This is a genomic window from Micromonospora arborensis, assembly GCF_003205615.1.
GTDB lineage: Bacteria > Actinomycetota > Actinomycetes > Mycobacteriales > Micromonosporaceae > Micromonospora > Micromonospora arborensis.
Map to the genome: position 1 here is coordinate 94,261 of NZ_PYBV01000001.1, position 19,925 is coordinate 114,185.

Below are 19,925 nucleotides of genomic sequence, written 5' to 3' on the forward strand. Positions count from 1 at the left end.
GCACCCTCACATCTTGATCGCATTTATCGCGGAGCAGCCTTGCACACGGCACTGACATTCCCCGGACGGTGAGCCCCGGAAGCCCTGCTCAGAGCTTTCGGCGGAGGGGCGACAGAGCGTCGATGTCCGTCGCATGTCGACGAGGAACTGAACGAGGCCCGGCAGCGGGCAACCATTGTGCTGCTGGCGGCCCGGGGTCACTCCAACGCCTCGATCGCCGCGCAGACGCAAGCCGAAGACCGGCATCGTTCCCTTCATGAACCTGGTCACCCAGGTTATGGCCACCGAGCCCTACGCCAGCGCGAAACGCGTCTTCTGGACGTCCGACTACCTGGTCAACCCCCGAGGACTTCGAGCGTTGACCGCTTAGCGAGCGAGTTGGGCGAGCAGCTCGTCTGCCGCCGTGTACGGGTCGAGGGCGCCTTCGGCAACCCTGGTGGCGAGCGTGGCCAACTCCGTACCGTCGCGCAGTGAGCCGATCCGGGCGCGGAGGGTGCCGAGCGCGATCGCCTCGATCTCGGCGGCGGCTCGCGCCTCCTGGCGGCGGCGCAGCTCGCCGTGCTCGACCAGCCAGCCCCGGTGCTTGTCGATCGCGGCGGCGATGTCGTCGATGCCCTCGCCCCGGGCGGCGACCGAGCGGACCACCTGCGGTCGCCACTGCCCCGGGCCGCGCTCGCCGAGGGCGATCATGCCCTGAATGTCACGGACGGTGGCGTCGACGCCGTCCCGGTCGGCCTTGTTGACCACGAACACGTCGGCGATCTCCAGGATGCCGGCCTTGACCGCCTGGATCGCGTCACCCATGCCGGGGGCGAGCAACACGAGCGTGGTGTCGGCCAGCGAGGCGACCTCCACCTCGGCCTGTCCGACACCGACGGTCTCCACCAGCACCACGTCACAGCCGGCGCCTTCCAACACCCGGACCGCCTGTGGTGTCGCCGCGGCCAACCCGCCGAGGTGCCCCCGGCTGGACATGGACCGGATGTAGACGCCCGGATCGGTGGCGTGGTCCTGCATCCGCACCCGGTCACCGAGGATCGCGCCGCCGGTGAACGGGCTGGACGGGTCGACCGCCAGCACACCGACCCGGTGACCCTGCGCCCGCAGCGCGCGGACCAGCTCGTTGGTGGTGGTCGACTTACCCACCCCGGGCGAACCGGTCAGCCCCACGACCTGGGCCTGCCCGGCGTACGGCGCCAACGCGGCGGCGATCGCCGGCAGCAGCGCGTCGCCGTTCTCCACCAACGTGATCAGCCGGGCCACCGCGCGGGGGTCACCCGCGCGGGCCCGCTCGACCAGCAGCGGTACGTCCCGACTGCGGCGCACCGACGTGGCGCCCGCTGGCAGGACGTGCTCAGCCGCTTCGCTCACTGCGCCTTCTCGACCTTGCCCGGAACGTGGATGATCAGCGCGTCGCCCTGCCCGCCGCCACCGCAGAGCGCCGCCGCGCCGGTGCCGCCACCGCGCCGCTTCAGCTCCAGGGCGAGGGTGAGGACGAGACGCGCCCCGGACATGCCGATCGGGTGTCCCAGCGCGATTGCGCCGCCGTTGACGTTGACCTTGTCCGGGCTGATGCCGAGGTCACGGGTGGACTGCACACCGACCTGGGCGAACGCCTCGTTGATCTCGACGAGGTCCAGGTCCCCGACGCTCAGGCCGCCCTTCTTCAGGGCGTGGACGATCGCGTTGGACGGCTGCGAGTGCAGGGAGTTGTCCGGGCCCGCCACGTTGCCGTGCGCACCGACCTCGGCCAGCCAGGTCAGCCCCAGCTCCCGGGCCTTGGCCTTGCTCATCACCAGCACCGCGGCGGCGCCGTCGGAGATCGGCGAAGAACTGCCGGCGGTGATGGTGCCGTCCTTGGCGAAGGCGGGACGCAGCTTGGCGAGCGACTCGACGGTGGTGTCCGGGCGGATGCCCTCGTCCTCGCTGATCACCAGCGGGTCGCCCTTACGCTGCGGGATCACCACCGGGACGATCTCTTCGGCGAAGTAGCCGTTCTTCTGCGCGGCGGCGGCCCGCTGGTGGCTGGCCGCGGCGAAGGTGTCCTGCTCGGTACGGGAGATGCCGTGCTTGGTGCCGAGCCGCTCGGTCGACTCGCCCATCGAACAGCAGTCCCAGGCGTCGCTCAGCCCGTCGTGCGCCATGTGGTCCTTGACCACCACGTCGCCGTACTTGTAGCCGGTGCGCTGGCCCATCAGCAGGTGCGGGGCGTTGGTCATCGACTCCATGCCGCCGGCCACCACGATGTCGAACTCGCCGGCACGGATCAACTGGTCGGCCAGGGCGATCGCGTCCAGACCGGAGAGGCAGACCTTGTTGATGGTCAACGCCGGCACGGACATCGGCACGCCGGCCTCGACGGCGGCCTGCCGCGCCGGGATCTGACCGGTGCCGGCCTGCAGCACCTGCCCCATGATCACGTACTGGACCTGCTCCGGGCTGACCCCGGCGCGCTCCAGCGCCGCCTTGATGGCGATCCCGCCGAGCTTCGTGGCCGGAAGGTCCTTGAGGTTACCCAGCAGGCGCCCCATCGGGGTTCGCGCGCCGCTGACGATCACCGAAGCCATGCCTGCCTCCGAGGGGGGTGCCGAGCTGTACGCCTTAACGATTGTTCGGTCAGACTAGCGCCATGGTTGAGAACTCCCCCGCCGAGCCCGGTGCGGACTACGTCACAGACATCGGGCTTCGCAAAATTGACCACGTCGGGATCGCCGTGGCCGACCTGGACGCCGCCATCGACTTCTACCAGCGGACGTTCGGGATGCGCTGCGTACACGTCGAGACCAACGCTGAGCAGGGCGTCCGGGAAGCGATGCTGGCCGTCGGACCGACCACCGAGGGGGGTTGCGTGCAACTGCTCGCACCGCTCACCCCGGAGTCGACGATCGCCAAGTTCCTGGACCGCAACGGGCCGGGCGTGCAGCAGGTCGCGTACACCGTGGTGGACATCGACGCGGCCTGCGCGGCCCTGCGCGCGCGAGGGATGCGGCTGCTCTACGACGCACCGCGGCGCGGCACCGCGGACTCGCGAATCAACTTCGTGCACCCGAAGGACGCCGGCGGCGTCCTCGTCGAACTCGTCGAGCCCGCCGCCGACCACTGACACCCGACCGCCGCGCCCGACCCTCGCTCGGTCATCGACCCCGTCGCGCACCCCAAGAGGCCGCGCGGCCGGCGGGCCGTACGCCCGGCGGGCGGTGATCGACTCCAGATCGCCGACGTGGCGGTGTCCCCACGGCTGGATACCGCCACATCGCCGACATTGAGTGGATCAACCTCGGCGGCCATCCGCCCGCCACCCACCACCGGCCCGCGAGCACGTCAGTGCGCGGTTGGCGGGGTGGCCGGACACCTTCACGCATCGGCCGATGCAGTTTTTCACAGAGGACTTCCCGGTTTAGCTACCGTTCAGTAACGTCCGGCCCCACAGGAGCGTGACCGGTGCCGGATGTGTCGAATGCCGACATGGCGGTCGTGCCCCACCGGCGCCGACGATGGCAGCACCCGGGCCCGTGCGGGTGCGGATGAACCGGAGGTCACCGTGCAGGACATCCTCGAAGCGATCATGGCGGCGGAGGAATCGAACGATCCGGACCGCGAGCTCGCCGGTGTCGCCGGGCTGCCCGTTCCGGAGAGCTACCGGGGCGTGGTGGTCCGCGCCGAGGAGGCCCGGATGTTCGACGGCATGGCCACCCGGGACAAGGACCCGCGCAAGTCGCTGCACGTGCAGGAGGTGCCGACGCCGGAGCTGGCACCGGGCGAGGCGTTGGTCGCGGTGATGGCGAGCGCGATCAACTACAACACGGTGTGGACCAGCATCTTCGAGCCGCTGCCCACCTTCAGGTTCCTTGAGCGCTACGGCCGGGTCTCCGAGCTGACCCGCCGTCACGATCTGCCGTACCACGTGGTCGGCTCGGACGCGGCGGGCGTGGTGCTGCGTACCGGCCCCGGGGTGACCCGGTGGGCGCCCGGCGACGAGGTGGTGGCGCACTGCCTCTCCGTCGAGTTGGAGGACGCGGCCGGGCACGACGACACCATGCTCGACCCGCAGCAGCGGATCTGGGGCTTCGAGACCAACTTCGGCGGGCTGGCCGAGCTGGCCGTGGTCAAGGCCAACCAGCTGATGCCCAAGCCGCGGCACCTGAGCTGGGAGGAGGCGGCCAGCCCCGGGCTGGTCAACTCCACCGCGTACCGGCAGCTCGTCTCGCACCACGGGGCCAACATGAAGCAGGGCGACGTGGTGCTGATCTGGGGCGCCTCCGGCGGCCTCGGCGGGTACGCCACCCAGATGGCGCTCGGCGGCGGCGCGATCCCGGTCTGCGTCGTCTCCTCGCCGGAGAAGGCCGAGCTGTGCCGCAAGATGGGCGCGGACCTGGTCATCGACCGGGCGGCCGAAGGTTTCCGCTTCTGGAAGGACGAGGAGACCCAGGACCCGGACGAGTGGCGGCGCTTCGGCGAGCGGATCCGCGAGCTGACCGGTGGCGAGGATCCGGACATCGTCTTCGAGCACCCCGGCCGGGAGACGTTCGGCGCCAGCGTCTACGTGGCCCGGCGCGGTGGGACGATCGTCACCTGCGCCTCCACGAGCGGCTTCCAGCACCAGTACGACAACCGCTACCTCTGGATGCACCTCAAGCGGATCATCGGCAGCCACTTCGCCAACTATCACGAGGCGTGGCAGGCCAACCGCCTGGTCTCGCTCGGTAAGGTGCACCCGACGGTGTCCCGCACCTACTCGTTGGAGCAGACCGGTCAGGCCGCGTACGAGGTGCACCGCAACGCCCACCAGGGCAAGGTCGGCGTGCGCTGCCTCGCACCCACCGACGGGCTGGGCGTACGCGACGGGGAGTTGCGGGCCCAGCACGAGGACGCGATCAACCGGTTCCGGGGGCACTGACCGGCACCGCCGGCACGGAAGCACCGACCAGCGGCGACCCGCACCGACCGGCCGGACGGATGAACGCTCGATGGCCAATGCGGTGATCGGGCATTGTTCTTCCGCTCCCATTAGCGGAAAACCCACCCGGATCGAACAAAGGGCCTCGGGGTAACCCCGGGGCCCTTTTCCGCGTCACGCTGCGTGGCGTCCGACCCGCCCGGGACCTGCCAAGATCGCCGATTGGTCCCGCCCTGCGGAGCGCGGCAGTTGACCATGTAAAGAGGGCACGAAAGCTTCGCACCGCTCTTGCGAAGCACCCTGGGGCGTCTGCCAGTATGTCCCAATGCCCCAGCAGCAGTCCTCCCCTCTCGCGTTCTTCGATAACGCGAACTCGCAGCCAGACTTCACCGTCGGCCTGCGCGGTTACAACACTCACCAGGTCGATGACTTCCTCGGCCGGATGACCGCCGCGCTGACCCAGTCCGAGCAGGCCCGTGCCGAGGCCGAGCAGCGGATGAACGACGCCCAGCGTCGGCTCCGCCAGGCCGAGCAGCGCATGAGTGCGCTGGAGCAGAAGCTCACCGACACGAACAAGCAGCTCGAAGAGAACAGCCGACCCACCCTCTCCGGGCTCGGCACCCGCGTCGAGCAGATCCTCCGGCTCGCCGAGGAGCAGGCCAACGATCACCGCAACGAGGCGAAGCGCGAGTCGGAGGGCATCCTCTCCGCCGCCCGCCTCGAGGCCCGCGAGATCACCGACAAGGCGCGTGCCGAGGCCGCGGCCATGAAGGCCAGTGCCGAGCGCGAGGCGGGCAACCTGCGCACGGCCGCCGAGCGCGAGGCCGCCGAGGTTCGGGTGCAGGCCCGCCGTGAGGCTGACACGCTGCGCGCGGACGCCGACCGAGAGACCAAGCAGCTACGTACCGTCACCGCGCACGAGGTGGCCGAGCTGAAGTCGACAGTCGAGCGGGAGGTCGCCACCCTCCGGGCCACCGCCGAGCGGGAGATCACCCAGCAGCGGGCGAAGGCCGCCCGCGAGGCTGAGGAGAAGCGCGCCGAGGCGACCAAGCTGCTGACCGATGCGCGGGACAAGCGCGACAAGGACCTCCAGGCTCTGGAGCTCCAGTTGGCCGAGCGACGCGAGAAGGCCGAGCGCGAGGAGTCCGAGCGGCACGCCGCCCAGGTCGCGCAGACCCAGAAGATGGTCAGCGAGGCCGAGCAGCGTGCCCGGGCCGCGCAGGAGCGGGCCAAGGAGATCGAGCAGCGCGCCGAGGCTCGGCGGGTCGAGTCGGAGCGCAACGCCGCCGAGACGGTGGACAAGGCCAAGGCGCACTCCGAGAAGACGCTCAACGAGGCCAAGGCCGAGTCGCAGCGTCTGCTCACCGAGGCCCGCACCGAGGCGGAGCTGACCACGCAGGCCGCCCGCCGCGAGGTCGAGGACCTCACCCGGCAGAAGGACGCGGTCACCTCGCAGCTGGGTCAGATGCTCTCCGGGCTGGCCGGCATCGTCCCGGGAATGCCGGCGGCGGCAGCCCCGGCGGCCAAGCCGGAAGCCAAGAAGGCCGATGGCGGTCAGGAGCGGGTGCCGGCGGAGACCGCTGGCTGACGCGAGGCGTCAGATGGGGCATCGACGGCGCGAGGTGACACCGGGTAACCGGTGCAACCTCGCGCCGTGTGCGTTTCCCAGCTCCTGGTAACCCCCGTCGAAAACCGAGTGAAGTAGCTCGCACAAGGCGCGTCCGTATCGCCCCAGCAGGGCCTGTTGCGTGTGAGGATGGGGGCATGTCGCACGGCGAGGAACTGTTCGCGCTCGGCGGGGACGTGACGACGGAGCCAAGCTTCGAGTCCGCTCTGCGCGGGTACGAGAAAAAACAGGTTGATCGGTATGTCGCGCGTGCCGAGCACGAGATCGCGACCCTCGCCAACGAACGGGAACAGGCGTACACACAGATCCACAAGCTCGCCGGTCAGGTCGAGGTGCTCCAGCGCGACCTGACCCAGGTCCGCAAGCAGATGAACGTCGTCGACCGAGCCTCGTTCAAGCACCTCGGGCCCCTGGTCGACTCGATCGTCACGCAGTCCGAGGAGCTGGCCGAGCAGATCCTGTCCGACGCGAATGTGGAGATCGAAGCGCGTCGTGCCGCCGCCGAGCACATCATCGAGGAGGCCCGCGAGCAGGCCGCGCGGGCGCTGAAGGACTTTGAGATCACCCTCGCCGCGCGGCGCTCCGAGGAGGAGCGGCTCAGCGCAGCTCGACGGGCCGAGGCGGAAGCCACCCTGCGGTCGGCCAAGGACGAGTCCGCGCAGCTGCGCAAGGCGGCGCAGGACGCGCTGGCGAAGGCCCAGCAGGAGGCCACCCAGCTGCGGGACACCGCCAAGGAGATCCACGCCCGGGCCCAGCAGGAGTCGACCAAGCTGCGCGAGACGGCCCGCGAGACGTTGGCCAACGCCCGGCAGGAGGCCAGCGACCTGCGCGACGCCGCCAAGGAGGTGCACGCCAAGGCCCTGCAGGAGGCCAAGCGGCTCACCGACACCGCGACCGAGGCCGGCCGGGCCACCCACGCGAAGGCCCAGCAGGAGGCCAAGCAGATCATCGACGACGCGTCGATGGCGGGGCGGGCCACCCGCGCCAAGGCGCAGCAGGAGGCCGAGCGGCTGACCACGCAGGCCTCCGAGGCGGCCAAGCGCGGCCGCGCCGAGACCGAGGCGTACGTGCAGCGGATGCGCGCCGAGACCGAGGCGTACGTGCAGCACACCCGGGCGCAGACTCAGCAGGAGCTGGGCGCGTGGCGGGCCGGGGTGGAGCAGGAGGTCAACTCGCGTCGGGAGGCGGCCGACCGGGAGCTGGCGCAGCAGCGGTCCACGGCCGAGCAGGAGTTCGCCAAGCGCCGCGATGAGCTGGAGAAGCAGCACAAGGCCCGCCAGCACGAGCTGGAGACCGGGTTCACCAGTCGTCAGCAGGAGCTGGAGACGAGTTTCACCACTCGGCGAGACGAGTTGGAAGCCGAGTACACGGGCCGCAAGAACGAGCTGGAGACCGAATACTCCACGCGCAAGAACGAGATCGAGCAGGGTGCGGCCGGCGTTCGCCAGGCGGCCGAGCAGGACGCGGCGGCTCTGCGCCAGCGGTCCGAGGCGGAGGCCGCCGAGCTGCTGAGCCGGGCCGAGACCGAGGCCGGCGCCAAGCGCCGCGAGGCCGACGAGCATGTCGCGGCCTCCCGCCGGCAGTTCGAGGAGTACGCGGCCACGACCCAGCAGCACCTGGCCACCACTCAGCAGCACCTGGCGGCCACCCAGCAGGAGTCGGCGGCGGGCCGGCAGCAGCTCGCCCAGGTGATGCTGGAGATCGCCCAGGCTCAGCAGCAGCTCGCGGACCTGCGACAGGAGACCTGGAAGGCTCGGCAGGAGTCCGACGAGCTTCAGCGGCAGATGTCCGACCTGCGGTTGCAGAGCGTCGCGGGCCCGATCGACGGCCCGACTGCCCCGACCACCGGCGACGGGGTGGGCACGAGCGCGCCCGACAAGGCCGAGCCCGCTGAGGCCAAGCAGCCGGTGAACGCCAGCGCGGAGGAGTCCGGGCAGTCCACGACGCGGCCGGTCGCCGAGCCGGTGACCACTGTGGACGGTGGGACGGCGAGCGCCGGGGTGGAGGGCGAGCCGACCGTGGCCGCCGTTCCGGGCGAGGGCGGCCGGGGCGCCAAGCCAACCAAGATCACTAGCACCGGCGAGAACGGTAAGCGCCCCACCAAGCCGACCACCGACGAGCGCAGCGCCAAGCCCAGCAAGGTCACCATCGAGAAGGAGTGACCGCTCGTCGGGGGCGGGCGGCGGCAGGAGCGCCGATCGTCGGCCCAGATCACGCCCGGTCGAACCCGTGCGGCGGAGTTTCTTGCTGAGCCTTCGGCCACTCGGTCCTGTCCGGACGAGTGGTATACCTGTGAGTCATATTGATGACTCACAGGTATAACAGGTCGGGGGATGTGCCGGGGCCGCCCCCATGCAGACCCGGGAGGTTCTGGTGCCGCAGCACAGCCCGTCGGGCGACGGCCCGGACGTGACTCGCCCACCGGCCGAGGCAGCACAGCCCGAGACAGCACAACCCGAGACAGCGGCCGAGGCGCCGGCTCCGGTGCCGGTCCCCGCTCCGGGGATCGACCCGGATGAGCCGCCGGCGGTCCCGTCCGGGAAGTTCGGTACGCCGGGGCGGCCACTGCGCCGCAGCAGTTTCCTGATCGGTTTCACCGGCGCTCTGGGCGTGCTACTGGCGTACACCCTTTATCAGGGGATTCGCAACGCCGGCGGCATCCTGGTGTTGGTGATGATCGCGCTCTTCCTCGCGGTCGGCCTCAACCCGGCGGTGGTCCGGCTACGCCGGTGGGGCGTGCCGCACGGCCTGGCCGTGGCGGCGGTCGCGTTGACCCTGGTGCTGCTGCTCTGCGGTGGCGTGGTGGCGCTCGTCCCACCGATCGTCACGCAGTCGGGGCAGTTCATCGAGCAGTTGCCCAGCTACGTCGAGGAGTTGCGCCGCAATCCGACGGTCAATGACCTGGTGGAGCGCTACGACGTGGTGCAGCGGGTGCAGAACGCGGCCAACGCGGACACCATCGGCCGAGCCCTCGGCGGCGTGCTGGGCGGCGCTCAATTGATCTTCGGCACGGTGTTCCGGGCCCTCACCGTGCTGGTGCTGACCATCTACTTCCTGGCGTACTTCAACCGGCTGCGCGCCCTGGGCTACGCGCTGGTGCCCCGGTCGCGTCGGGAGCGGGTGCAACTGATCGGCGATGAGATCCTGGCCAAAGTTGGCGCCTACATGGTCGGCGCGCTGAGTATCGCGGTGCTGGCCGGCGCGACGACCTTCGTCTTCGCGTTGATCGTCGGGCTGCCGTACCCGTTCGCGCTCGCCGTGGTGGTCGCGGTGACCGACCTGATCCCGCAGATCGGCGCCACCCTGGGCGCGGTGATCGTGAGTCTGGTCGGCTTCGCCGACAACCTGCCCGTCGGCATCGCCTGCGCGGTCTTCTTCCTCATCTACCAGCAGGTAGAGAACTATCTGATCTACCCGAAGGTGATGCGGCGCTCGGTGGAGGTCAACGAGGTGGCCGCCCTGCTGGCCGCGCTGCTCGGCGTGGCCCTGCTCGGCGTGGTGGGCGCGCTGATCGCCATCCCCACGGTGGCCGCACTGCAACTGATCCTGCGCGAGGTGGTGCTGCCGCGCCAGGAGACCCGCTGACCCGCGACCGGCGGGGTCAGTCGGCCTTGCTCGCGGCCGGGCCCGGGACGGGCGTGTCGGCGAACGAGGCCACCGTCCGGTCGGCGTACGCGCTGACGTCGCCGGCCTCCATCGGGCCGTCCCAGGTCGTCGGCAGCGGCACCTCGACGGCCGGGTTGACCCGCCGGACGATCTCGTCGAGCACCGTCTCCGCGTCACCCACCCAGAGGTGCTTGGCGCCCGGCACCCCGACCACCTCGGCCTGCGGCACCGCGGCGAACCGCTCCCGCGCCTCGGTCGGACGCAGGTAGTCGTCGAACTCCGGCACCAGCGCCACCAGCGGCCGACCGGACTCGGCCCAGGTGGTCAGGTCCGCAGGAGCCGAGAAACGCAACGGCGGGGAGAGCAGGACCGCCCCGGCGATCGCCGGGTCACAGCCGTACTTCAGGGCCAGGTCGGTGCCGAACGACCAGCCGACGAGCCAGATGTTGGGCAGCTCGGCGAACTCCGCGTACTCGATGGCGGCGGCCACGTCGTACCGCTCCCCCACCGCGCCGTCGAACGTTCCCTCGCTGGTGCCGCGCAGGCTGCTGGTGCCCCGGGTGTTGAACCGCAGCACGGCCAGGTCGGCCAGCGCGGGCAGCCGCCAGGCCGCCTTACGGAAGACGTGGCTGTCCATCATTCCGCCGTGGGTGGGCAGCGGGTGCAGGCAGACCAGGGTGGCCACCGGCGGCCGGTCGGCCGGCAGGGCCAGCTCGCCGACCAGCCGGAGACCGTCGGCGGTGTGCAGCTCGATGTCCTCCCGGCGGCCGGGGAGGATCGACGACGCGCGGATCGCTGTGCTCACCGCACAAGTCTGTCGCGAAGTCACCGCCGCCGCCCGCCCAGGCACGAACAGGGTGACCCAGGTCGCTAAGCCGGGGCGCAACGCACGCCGCGCGGGAAGCGGGGCCGGGGCGCAACGCACGCCGCGCGGGAAGCGGGGCCGGGGCGCAACGCACGCCGCGCGGGAAGCGGGGCCGGGGCGCCAGGCCCCCGGTCGGGAGGCTCAGTAGCGCGGGGTGCCCCGGCCGCGCTGCACCGCCGGGCCGCGCCGGTCCCGGGCTCGCCAACAGCCGCTGTGCCAGTGCCGCCGGTCGGTCAGGTCACCCAGCCCGTCGGCCGGCCAGGCCACCAGGTGCGCCACCCCGGGCCGGATCTCCTGGTCACAGCCGGGGCAGCGGTACGTCTTGACCGACGCGCCGGCGCCGATCCCGCGTACCTGCCAGGCGCCGTCGGTCCACTGCTGCACCGAGGCGACACCCTGCCGGACCCGGTCGGCGTCCAGGTTGGCGTTCTCGTCCCGGCGAGGGCGATTGCGACGGGGGCTCACAGTCACCAAGCGTACGGTCCGTCAGACGGGACAACCTCGCGGCCAGCCCGCCCGACGGCTGAGATCACTCCCAGCTCTCCGGCCGCGTCGGGTCCTCGACGACCCGCGCCCCCGCCAGAACGGTCGTCGCATCCGCCTCGGTGAAGCCGCTGGACGCGCCCGGCTCGACGCCGATCGGCTGTCTGCCTTCCCACTGCCATTCGAAGTTGGCACTCACCATCGTCTTGGGAATGCCGAGCAGATCCAGGGTCGTTTCGTCCGGTGAGAGGTACGCGGGCCGGCCGGCGACAGTCCGATTCCCTGCGGTACGGGTACCAGCCCCGCTCGCGTAGCGGTAGTCCACGAACATGACCTGGGTCGCCGACCGCCCGATGGTGAAGTTCGAGGTGACCAGGCTCGGGTAGGAGCTGAGATCAACCGAGCAGCCAGTGAGCGACGCGCCTTCGGGCAGGGCGTCGAGCCGCAGCGGCACGGCGCACGAGCGAGCCTCGTTCCAGCGCAGTGCCTCGACCGCCCGCTCCAGCCCGGCACGGTCCCCTCCCAGGATGACGGCACGGGCGTACAGACCTGGCGCGGGGTGCCACGACTTGACCATTGCACTTACGCCGCCGCTCGCCGGGTGGATCGTGCCGTCGAAGATCTGGGGCCCCGGTGCGGCCGCGTCAACCTCGACGCCGCCGAATGAGACGGTGATCGACAACTCTGGCGTACTGCTTACCTCGACATATACCGGTTGGTCATCCCGCACGCTGAGCCGTACCGATTCGGTGTGGCCCCGGACAACCGACCAGCCCAGATAGCGGGCCCTGGCCGGGTCGAGGCCGAAGTGCAGCACGTTCGGATCGCTGCCGACCAATGCTGGGTCGGCGGCGGACCCAGGCACCCCGTCGACGCGGGGCGGCACTGGTGTGGCCCCGGTCGACGTGGTGGCGGTCCAGGGCAAGCGGTCGGACAACCCGTCGAGGCCCGTCCCGGTCACTCCCACGACGCCGAGCGCCCCGAGCAGAGACAACGCGGTCCCCGCGGCGACCCGGCGGTGGAGTTGGCGGCGGCGGCCCCGGGCGCGTGAAGCCCGCAACAGCCGGCCGGCGTCCACGGCGCCCTCGGCACGGTCCCGCAGGGTTTGGGCGATCTGGTCGTCGAAGTCGATCACGGTCGGCTCCCGTTCGTGGCCGGGGCACCGTAGCGCTCCCGCAGGTTGGCGAACGCCCGCATCGCGTGGGTGCGGACGGTGACCGGCGAGCAGTCCAGGATCTGGGCGATCGTCGCGTCGTCGAGGTCCTCGTAGTAGCGCAGCACCAGCACCGCCCGCTGGCGGTCGGGCAGGCCGAGGATCAGCCGCCAGATCTCGTCCCGGTCGGCCACCTCGCCGCCGAGGTCGCCGCGCTGCGGGCGGTCGACGACGGTCTCGACGGCCAGCTCACGGCTTGACCGGCGGCGCCACCAGGAGTTGTTGGCGTTGACCAGCATCCGGCGCACGTACACGTCGGGTCGGTCGGCCCGGGAGATCCGGCGCCAGTGCACGTACGCCCGGGACAGCGTGTCCTGGGTGAGGTCCTCGGCCCGGTGCTCGTCGCCGGTCAACAGTCGCGCCAGCCGGACCAGGGCCGGGCCGCGGCTGGCGACGTACTCCTCGAAGGTCACACCATGCAGACGCGGCCGGAGCCCTCCGGCGTTGACCCGGTCAGCGGTGCGAGTGGTCGCGGAAGCCGCGGCGGGTCTTGCGGCCCAGGTAGCCGGCGGTGACCAGGTGCTCCAGCAGCGGCGCGGGCGCGAAGCCCGGCTCGCGCAACTCCAGGTACAGCTCGCGCTGAATCGACAGCGCGACGTCCAGCCCGACCACGTCGAGCAGCTCGAAGGGCCCCATCGGGTAGCCGCAGCCCAGCTTCATCGCGTGGTCGATGTCGTCGGCCGTCGAGTAGCTGGCCTCCAGCATCTTCACCGCGTCGTTCAGGTAGGGGAAGAGCAACGCGTTGACGATGAACCCGGACCGGTCGCCGCAGACCACGGCGGTCTTGCCGAGCGCGGCACAGACCGCGCGGGCGGTGGCGGTGGCCTCCGGGGAGGTGCGGATGGTGCGGACGACCTCGACCAGCGGCATGACCGGCGTCGGGTTGAAGAAGTGCAGCCCCACCACGTCGGCGGGCCGGTGGGTGGCCATCGCCACGTCGATCACCGGCAGCGAGGAGGTCGTGGTGGCCAGCACCACGCCGGGCTTGCAGATCTCGTCGAGGCTCGCGAAGAGCGCCTTCTTCACGCTCAACTCCTCGACCACGGCCTCGACCACCAGGTCGACGTCGGCGAGATGGTCGAGCGTGGCCGACCAGCTGACCCGGCCGAGGGCGGCATCCCGGTCGGCCTCGGCGAGCTTGCCACGCACCACGCCCTTGTTCAGCGAGGTCTTCACCGCCTCGCAGACCTTCGCGGACTTCTCCATGCCGCGGGTCACCGAGACGACCTCGTAGCCGGCCTTCGCGAAGACCTCGATGATCCCGGTGGCCATCGTTCCGGAGCCCACCACGCCAACCTTCGCGATGGCGCGCGCCCCGTCGGCGACCGCCGCGTCCGTGGCCAGCGGCGTCGTCTCATCCGGTACGACCACCGGCGATCCGGGCCGCTCGTAGGTGTAGAAGCCGCGCCCGGACTTGCGACCGAGCAGCCCCGCGGTCACCATCTGCTTGAGCAGCGGCACCGGGGCGTGCCGGCGGTCCCGCCCGCCGCGCCGGTACATGGTGTCCAGAATCTCGTACGCGGTGTCCAGGCCGATCAGATCCATCAGCGCCAGTGGGCCCATCGGCAGGCCGCAGCCGAGCTTCATCGCGGCGTCGATGTCCTCCCGGGTCGCGTAGTGCGACTCGAACATGCCGACCGCGTGGTTGAGGTAGCCGAAGAGCAACGCGTTGGCGATGAAGCCGGCCCGGTCGTTGATGGTGACGTCGACCTTGCCGAGCCGGGCGCAGAGCGCCTCGACGTCGGCGACCACCTCGGGTGCGGTGACGACCGTACGGACCACCTCGACCAGCTTCATCACGGGAGCCGGGTTGAAGAAGTGGATGCCGATCACCTGGTTGGGACGCGTCGTGGCCACCGAGATCTCGGTGACGCTCAGCGACGAGGTGTTGGTGGCGAGGATGGTCTCCGGCCGACAGACCCGGTCCAGCTCGGCGAAGATCCGCTGCTTGAGGTCCAGGTGCTCGGGCACCGCCTCGATGACCAGGTCGACGGAGTGCAGCGCGTCCAGCCCGGCCGCGAAGCGCACCCGCTCGTGCAGGGCGTCGCGGTCCGCCGCGGCGAGCTTGCCCTTGGCGACCGCCCGGTCGGTGGAACGGGTGAGGGTGGCCCGACCCCGCTCCAGCGCCGGCTCGGAGATCTCGACCGCCACCACGTCGATGCCGTTGCGGGCGAAGACCTCGACGATGCCGGCACCCATGGTGCCCAGCCCCACCACACCCACGGTGCTGAACTCGCGCGCCACGACCGGCCTCCCCAGACACTCCGCCCGGCCCCTGAACGGCCGATTAGGTTATGCGCGCGAGTCTGCCACGTGACGTTCGGTTGTCGAGATGCCGTGGCTAATTTCACCAGCGGCAGCGTGGGGGCCTCTAGGCGGCGGGCACGGTGGTCAGTGCCAGCAACTCAGCGACGAACTCCGCCGGGCGCTCCAGGTGCGGGCTGTGACCGCAGCCGGGCAGCACCACCTCGTGGTACGCGCCGCCGGTCGCCGCGTACCGCTCCAGCACCGCGCGGGTCTGGCCGATCATCGGCTGCGGCGGGCAGGACTCCTCGCCTGGCCAGCCGGGCACGAGACCCAGGGAACCCAGGTACGCCAGGTCGAACAGCGAGGTGTCCGAGACGATGACGTCGGCGTCACCGCGTACCCAGGTGATGGGAGGTTTGCCGACGACGGACACCAGCTCGTCGGCGAGCCGGAAGTGGGTCGGCGCAAGCGCGTTGAGCACCCCGCGCTCTCCCGGCGCGGTGCCCGGCCAGTTCTCCGAGGGCACCGCCGTGCCCGGGTAGTTGTCGTCTCCGGTGGCGGTGGAGAGCACCGTGTCCAGCAGCAGGTCCTCGTCCGTGCCCAGTGCGGCGGGATCGGCCACATAGGTCGCTCGCAGGACGGCGCGTGGGCTGGCCGGGGCGTCCGCGCTCCGATCGCCGGCCGCGAGCCGGGCGACGAAGTCCGGATTCGCCGTGCCGGCGCCGGTGCCGGCGAAGTCGGGGGTGGTCGGCGTGCCGGTCAGGTCGCGGGTGCCGCCGAAGCCGTACGGGGAGACCGGTGCCGCGAGCAGCAACGCGTTCACTCGGCGCGGATGGTCGACCAGCAGTTGCATCGCCACTCCGCCACCGAGGGAGTGCCCGACCACCACCGGGCGGGCGTTGCCAGCGTCGAAGAGCGTCGGGTCGTCCAGCAGGGCGGCCACGTCGTCGGCGAAGTCCCGCAGGCCGCGGGTGGCGTCGACCGGGGCCGTCGCGGAGTCGCCGTATCCCCGCAGATCGGGGGCGACCACCCGCAGCGTCGGTGGCAGGCGCCGGACCAGCGGCTCCCAGAACAGCGCGGACGAGCAGTTGCCGTGGATCAGCAGAACCGGGGTACCGTCCGGCGGCCCGGCCACCCGGACCGCCTGGGTGATGCCGTTCGCCGTCACGGTCCGCTGCTCGGTTTCCATCCGCGGCATGCTGCCACGCCCACCCCCGCCGGTCCAGGTGCCGAAGCGCCATCCCGGGCGCGGCACAGGTGTGGGCCGCGTCCGGGTCGACGTGCGGTCAGGTGCAGGACGTGCCCCTGTCGTCGCAGGCCGGCGACAAGGGCACTTCCCACACTCAGCGGCGGACGCCCTGAGGCGCGGCCAACGGCAGCGGAAGGGTCGGTCGGACGTCCCGCCGGGACGGGCCGAAGCTGAGCCCCACCGGGTCGGTGTGCGCCACCCCAGGGTCGAACAGGCGCAGTTCCGTGCGGCCGAGCCGGATCACGTCACCATCGGAGAGACGTTCCAACTCGGTGATTCGGCGATCGTTGAGCCAGGTGCCGTTGGTCGAGCCGAGGTCCCGCAGCGACGGGCCCTCCGGGGCGAGCCACACCTCCGCGTGGCGACGGCTCAGATGCGGATCGCCGATGACAACGTGGCCGGTCGGCGCCCGGCCGATCACCTGCGGTTCGATCCGAAGGCGAAAACTCGCCCCGCGCATCGGTCCGCCCGCGACCGTCAACAACGGTAAAAGCTCCGGATGTTCCTCCATGGACAGTCAGCCCTCCACCCCACACCGTTACTCCGCGCGTCAGCCTGCCACCAGACGGTAATCATCAGTACCGACCGGGTGGTCAGCTCCTCGTGACCTCGCGACCATCCGCAGTTCGACGATTCGGACGAACCGCCTCTGTCATCGGCGCCCTGAGCTGCACTGATCAACGATCGAGCGAGGCTGCGCGACTCCCGTCCCACCGCCGGGATCGGAGACCTACCGGTGAGTAATTCTCGGGTCTAGACTGCCGCCATGACGGCTGTGCATGTCCCGGGCCTCCCGGTCATCGAGGCGGATCGGCTGATCTCCACCAGCCCGGCCACCGGCGCTGAGGCCGGCCGTTTTCCGGTCGCCAACGAGGCCGACGTGCGACGGACCGTCGACCGCGCCCGCGCCGCCGGCGAATGGTGGGCCGGGCTCGGCTTCACCGGCCGCCGCGAACGGATGCTGCGGTGGCGTGCCCTCCTGGCCAAACGGATCGAGCAGTTGGCCGAGGTGGTGCACGTCGAGGGCGGCAAGCCGATCGCCGACGCCATCGTCGAGATCGTCACCGCGATCGAGCACATCGACTGGGCCGCCCGCAACGCCAGCCGCGTACTCGGCCCGCGCCGGGTGCGGTCCCGGCTCATCCTCGCCGAGTTCTCCGGGCACCTCGAATACCAGCCGCACGGCGTGGTCGGCGTGATCGGGCCGTGGAACTATCCGGTCTTCACGCCGATCGGTTCCGCCGCGTACGCGCTGGCCGCCGGTAACGCCGTGGTGCTCAAGCCGAGCGAATACACGCCCGCCGCCGGGCAGTGGCTGGTGGACAGCTTCGCCGAGGTGGTGCCCGAGCAGCCGGTGTTCACCGCCGTGCACGGGCTGGGCGACGTGGGTGCGGCACTGTGCCGCTCCGGGGTCGACAAGCTGGCCTTCACCGGCTCGACCGCCACCGCCAGAAAGGTGATGGCCGCCTGCGCCGAGACGCTGACCCCGGTGCTGATCGAGGGCGGCGGCAAGGACGCGATGATCGTCGACAGCGACGCCGACCTGGACGCTGCCGCCGAGGCGTGCGTGTGGGGCGGCATGACCAACGCGGGCCAGACCTGCATCGGCATCGAGCGGGTGTACGCCGTCGACTCGGTCTTCGACGCCTTCGTCGACAAGGTGGTGGCCCGCGCCGGTCAGCTGACCGTCGGGGCGGAGGGCAGCGACATCGGCCCGATCACCATGCCCCGACAGCTCGACGTGATCCGCGGGCACATCGACGCGGCAATCGCCTCCGGCGGGCGCGCGGTGCTCGGCGGCCCGAGCGCGGTGCAGCCGCCGTACGTCCATCCGACCGTGCTCGTGGACGTCGCAGAGGAGTCGGCCGCCGTCCGGGAGGAGACCTTCGGCCCCACGCTGACCATCAACCGGGTCCGCGACGCCGACGAGGCCGTCACCCGCGCCAACGCTCTGCCGTACGGCTTGGGCGGTTCGGTCTTCGGCCGACGGCGCGCGGTGTCCATCGCGCGGCGGCTGCGCTCCGGCATGGCCTCAATCAACTCCACCCTGACCTTTGCCGGCATGTCCACCCTGCCGTTCGGCGGGGTCGGCGACTCCGGCTTCGGGCGGATCCACGGCGAGGACGGGCTGCGCGAGTTCGGCCGCGCCAAGGCGATCACCCGCCGTCGGGCCCGTTCGCTGCTGCCGTCGATGACCTTCGAACGGACCCCGACCGACGTGGCCCGGCTCGTCAAGGCCATCAAGGTGATGTACGGGAGGTGAGCTCAGAAGAGCGTCAGCTCGTCCTTCTCGATGCCCCGCAGCCTGTCGTAGTTCACGACCACACACCGGATGCCCCGGTCGGTGGCGAGCACCCGGGCCTGCGGCTTGATCTCCTGGGCGGCGAAGACCCCGGCAACCGGGCTGAGGAGCGGGTCACGGTTCATCAACTCGAGATAGCGGGTCAACTGCTCCACCCCGTCGATGTCGCCACGCCGCTTGACCTCGACGGCGACCGACCCGGAGTTGGCGTCCCGGCAGAGCAGGTCGACCGGGCCGATCGCCGTCATGTACTCGCGGCGGACCAGCGTGAACCCCTCACCCAGCACACCAGGGTTGGCGGCCAACAACTCCTGCAGGTGCGCCTCCACCCCGTCCTTGCGCAGCCCGGGATCCACACCCAACTCGTACGAGGTGTCCTGGAAGATCTCCTCCAGGGTGATCCGTAGCTCCTCGCCGGCCTTGTTGACCACCCGCCACACACCGGGGGCCTCCTCCAGGCGACACGGCGGGCTCATCCAGTTCAACGGCTTGTACGCACGGTCGTCGGCGTGAATCGACACCGACCCGTCCGCCTTCACCATCAGCAACCGGGTGGCCAGCGGCAGGTGAGCCGAGAGCCGTCCGACATAGTCCACCGAGCACTTCGCAATGACCAACCGCACCCGACGAGGGTAGCGGAGCACCCGCCGGTCGCCACCGAGCGGCACTGGCGCGTCGATGCGATGCTGAGACCGTGTTCGAAGTCCTCACCGGCACCGGTCTCGCCGCCTCAGCGGGCCTGAACGCCTACATACCCCTGCTCATCCTCGGTCTGCTCGGCCGCTACTCCGACCTGGTCGACCTTCCCAGCGGCTGGACCTGGCTCGGCAACGGCTGGGTCATCGTCATCCTGGCCGCGCTGCTCGCCGTGGAGGTGGTGGCGGACAAGGTGCCCGTGGTCGACCACGTCAACGACGTGGTGCAGACCGTGGTCCGGCCCACCGCGGGCGGGCTGGCCTTCGGCGCCGGGTCCTCGTCGGAGACGGTGACGGTCAGTGACCCGGGGAGCTTCTTCTCGTCGCACCAGTGGGTGCCGGTCGTCACCGGCGTACTGCTGGCACTGGGCGTGCATCTGCTCAAGTCGGCGGCACGCCCGGTCATCAACGCGACCACCGCCGGGTTCGGCGCCCCGGTCGCCAGCACCGCCGAGGACGCCACCAGCGTGGTGGTCTCCGTGGTGGCGATCATCCTGCCCGTCCTGGTGCTCGTCTTCCTGCTCGCTCTGGTGGTCTTCATCTTCTGGTTCGTCCGCCGGCGCTCCGAACGTCGCCGGGAACGTGCGGCGGCGCGCGCCGCGGGTTTCCGCGTCTGACGGTTCGCTGGCTCGCCTGGACATGCCGCTGGCCGGCACCCCGGTCTCGGGGTGCCGGCCAAGCTTGTCGCGGTGGTGCGGTGGTCAGCTGTTCCAGTACTGGGCGACGAGGTCGGCGGCCTGC

17 protein-coding genes are annotated in these 19,925 nt (G+C 70.9%); 7 read left to right on the forward strand and 10 right to left on the reverse strand.

The features are described from left to right. Positions 1-366: 366 nt before the first annotated feature. Together meaB and C7C45_RS00465 are read right to left on the reverse strand one after the other, a co-directional pair. The gene (meaB, locus tag C7C45_RS00460; protein WP_110561595.1) at positions 367-1,371 is read right to left on the reverse strand and encodes a methylmalonyl Co-A mutase-associated GTPase MeaB; all 1,005 of its coding nucleotides are present in this window, start codon (positions 1,369-1,371) and stop codon (positions 367-369) included. Beyond that, a complete protein-coding gene (locus C7C45_RS00465) occupies positions 1,368-2,567 on the reverse strand; it encodes an acetyl-CoA C-acetyltransferase (RefSeq protein ID WP_110561596.1) in 1,200 nt (399 codons plus the stop codon). The genes meaB and C7C45_RS00465 overlap by 4 nt, the downstream gene beginning before the upstream one ends. Positions 2,568-2,629: 62 nt before the next feature. Between C7C45_RS00465 and mce the strand changes: the two genes are divergently transcribed. The 5 genes from mce to C7C45_RS00490 all read left to right on the forward strand — a co-directional run bounded on the left by mce (position 2,630) and on the right by C7C45_RS00490 (position 10,109). Continuing rightward, positions 2,630-3,103, forward strand: coding sequence for a methylmalonyl-CoA epimerase (gene mce / locus C7C45_RS00470; RefSeq protein WP_110561597.1), 474 nt, complete (start codon positions 2,630-2,632; stop codon positions 3,101-3,103). 438 nt (positions 3,104-3,541) lie between these two features. Further along, a complete protein-coding gene (gene ccrA, locus C7C45_RS00475) occupies positions 3,542-4,897 on the forward strand; it encodes a crotonyl-CoA carboxylase/reductase (protein ID WP_110561712.1) in 1,356 nt (451 codons plus the stop codon). Between the two features lie 325 nt (positions 4,898-5,222). Then, positions 5,223-6,485, forward strand: coding sequence for a DivIVA domain-containing protein (locus C7C45_RS00480; RefSeq protein ID WP_110561598.1), 1,263 nt, complete (start codon positions 5,223-5,225; stop codon positions 6,483-6,485). Positions 6,486-6,661: 176 nt separating this feature from the next. After that, positions 6,662-8,686: a coiled-coil domain-containing protein gene (locus C7C45_RS00485; RefSeq protein ID WP_110561599.1), complete on the forward strand. Its 2,025-nt coding sequence runs from the start codon at positions 6,662-6,664 to the stop codon at positions 8,684-8,686. A gap of 343 nt (positions 8,687-9,029) precedes the next feature. Then, entirely contained in the window at positions 9,030-10,109 is a 1,080-nt protein-coding gene (locus C7C45_RS00490; RefSeq protein ID WP_110561713.1) for an AI-2E family transporter, read from the forward strand. A 16-nt stretch (positions 10,110-10,125) separates the two neighbouring features. Here C7C45_RS00490 and C7C45_RS00495 read toward each other — a convergent pair whose 3' ends face one another. The 7 genes from C7C45_RS00495 to C7C45_RS00525 form a co-directional block, all read right to left on the reverse strand. Beyond that, positions 10,126-10,935 carry an alpha/beta hydrolase gene (locus tag C7C45_RS00495; protein ID WP_110561600.1) on the reverse strand — a complete coding sequence of 270 codons (810 nt, stop codon included), beginning with the start codon at positions 10,933-10,935 and terminating at the stop codon, positions 10,126-10,128. Between the two features lie 201 nt (positions 10,936-11,136). Next, positions 11,137-11,466 carry a hypothetical protein gene (locus C7C45_RS00500; protein ID WP_036411703.1) on the reverse strand — a complete coding sequence of 110 codons (330 nt, stop codon included), beginning with the start codon at positions 11,464-11,466 and terminating at the stop codon, positions 11,137-11,139. A gap of 58 nt (positions 11,467-11,524) precedes the next feature. Continuing rightward, positions 11,525-12,613 carry a hypothetical protein gene (locus C7C45_RS00505; RefSeq protein ID WP_110561601.1) on the reverse strand — a complete coding sequence of 363 codons (1,089 nt, stop codon included), beginning with the start codon at positions 12,611-12,613 and terminating at the stop codon, positions 11,525-11,527. Beyond that, entirely contained in the window at positions 12,610-13,104 is a 495-nt protein-coding gene (locus tag C7C45_RS00510; protein ID WP_110561602.1) for a SigE family RNA polymerase sigma factor, read from the reverse strand. The genes C7C45_RS00505 and C7C45_RS00510 overlap by 4 nt, the downstream gene beginning before the upstream one ends. A 40-nt stretch (positions 13,105-13,144) precedes the next feature. Continuing rightward, positions 13,145-14,935 (reverse strand): 3-hydroxyacyl-CoA dehydrogenase family protein, encoded by a 1,791-nt coding sequence (locus C7C45_RS00515; protein WP_110561603.1) that lies wholly within the window; start codon positions 14,933-14,935, stop codon positions 13,145-13,147. Between the two features lie 127 nt (positions 14,936-15,062). Then, the gene (locus C7C45_RS00520; RefSeq protein WP_425271099.1) at positions 15,063-16,136 is read right to left on the reverse strand and encodes an alpha/beta hydrolase; all 1,074 of its coding nucleotides are present in this window, start codon (positions 16,134-16,136) and stop codon (positions 15,063-15,065) included. Positions 16,137-16,281: 145 nt separating this feature from the next. After that, positions 16,282-16,698, reverse strand: coding sequence for an FHA domain-containing protein (locus C7C45_RS00525; RefSeq protein ID WP_110561604.1), 417 nt, complete (start codon positions 16,696-16,698; stop codon positions 16,282-16,284). Positions 16,699-16,953: 255 nt separating this feature from the next. Here C7C45_RS00525 and C7C45_RS00530 point away from each other — a divergent pair, with 255 nt between their 5' ends. Beyond that, entirely contained in the window at positions 16,954-18,450 is a 1,497-nt protein-coding gene (locus tag C7C45_RS00530) for an aldehyde dehydrogenase family protein (protein WP_110561605.1), read from the forward strand. A 2-nt stretch (positions 18,451-18,452) separates the two neighbouring features. Here the strand turns inward: C7C45_RS00530 and nucS are convergent, their stop codons facing one another. Next, entirely contained in the window at positions 18,453-19,112 is a 660-nt protein-coding gene (nucS, locus tag C7C45_RS00535; RefSeq protein WP_110561715.1) for an endonuclease NucS, read from the reverse strand. A gap of 71 nt (positions 19,113-19,183) precedes the next feature. On the opposite strand from nucS, the gene C7C45_RS00540 reads away from it, so the two are divergent. Then, positions 19,184-19,801 carry a DUF4126 domain-containing protein gene (locus tag C7C45_RS00540; RefSeq protein ID WP_110561606.1) on the forward strand — a complete coding sequence of 206 codons (618 nt, stop codon included), beginning with the start codon at positions 19,184-19,186 and terminating at the stop codon, positions 19,799-19,801. Positions 19,802-19,925 lie beyond the last annotated feature (124 nt).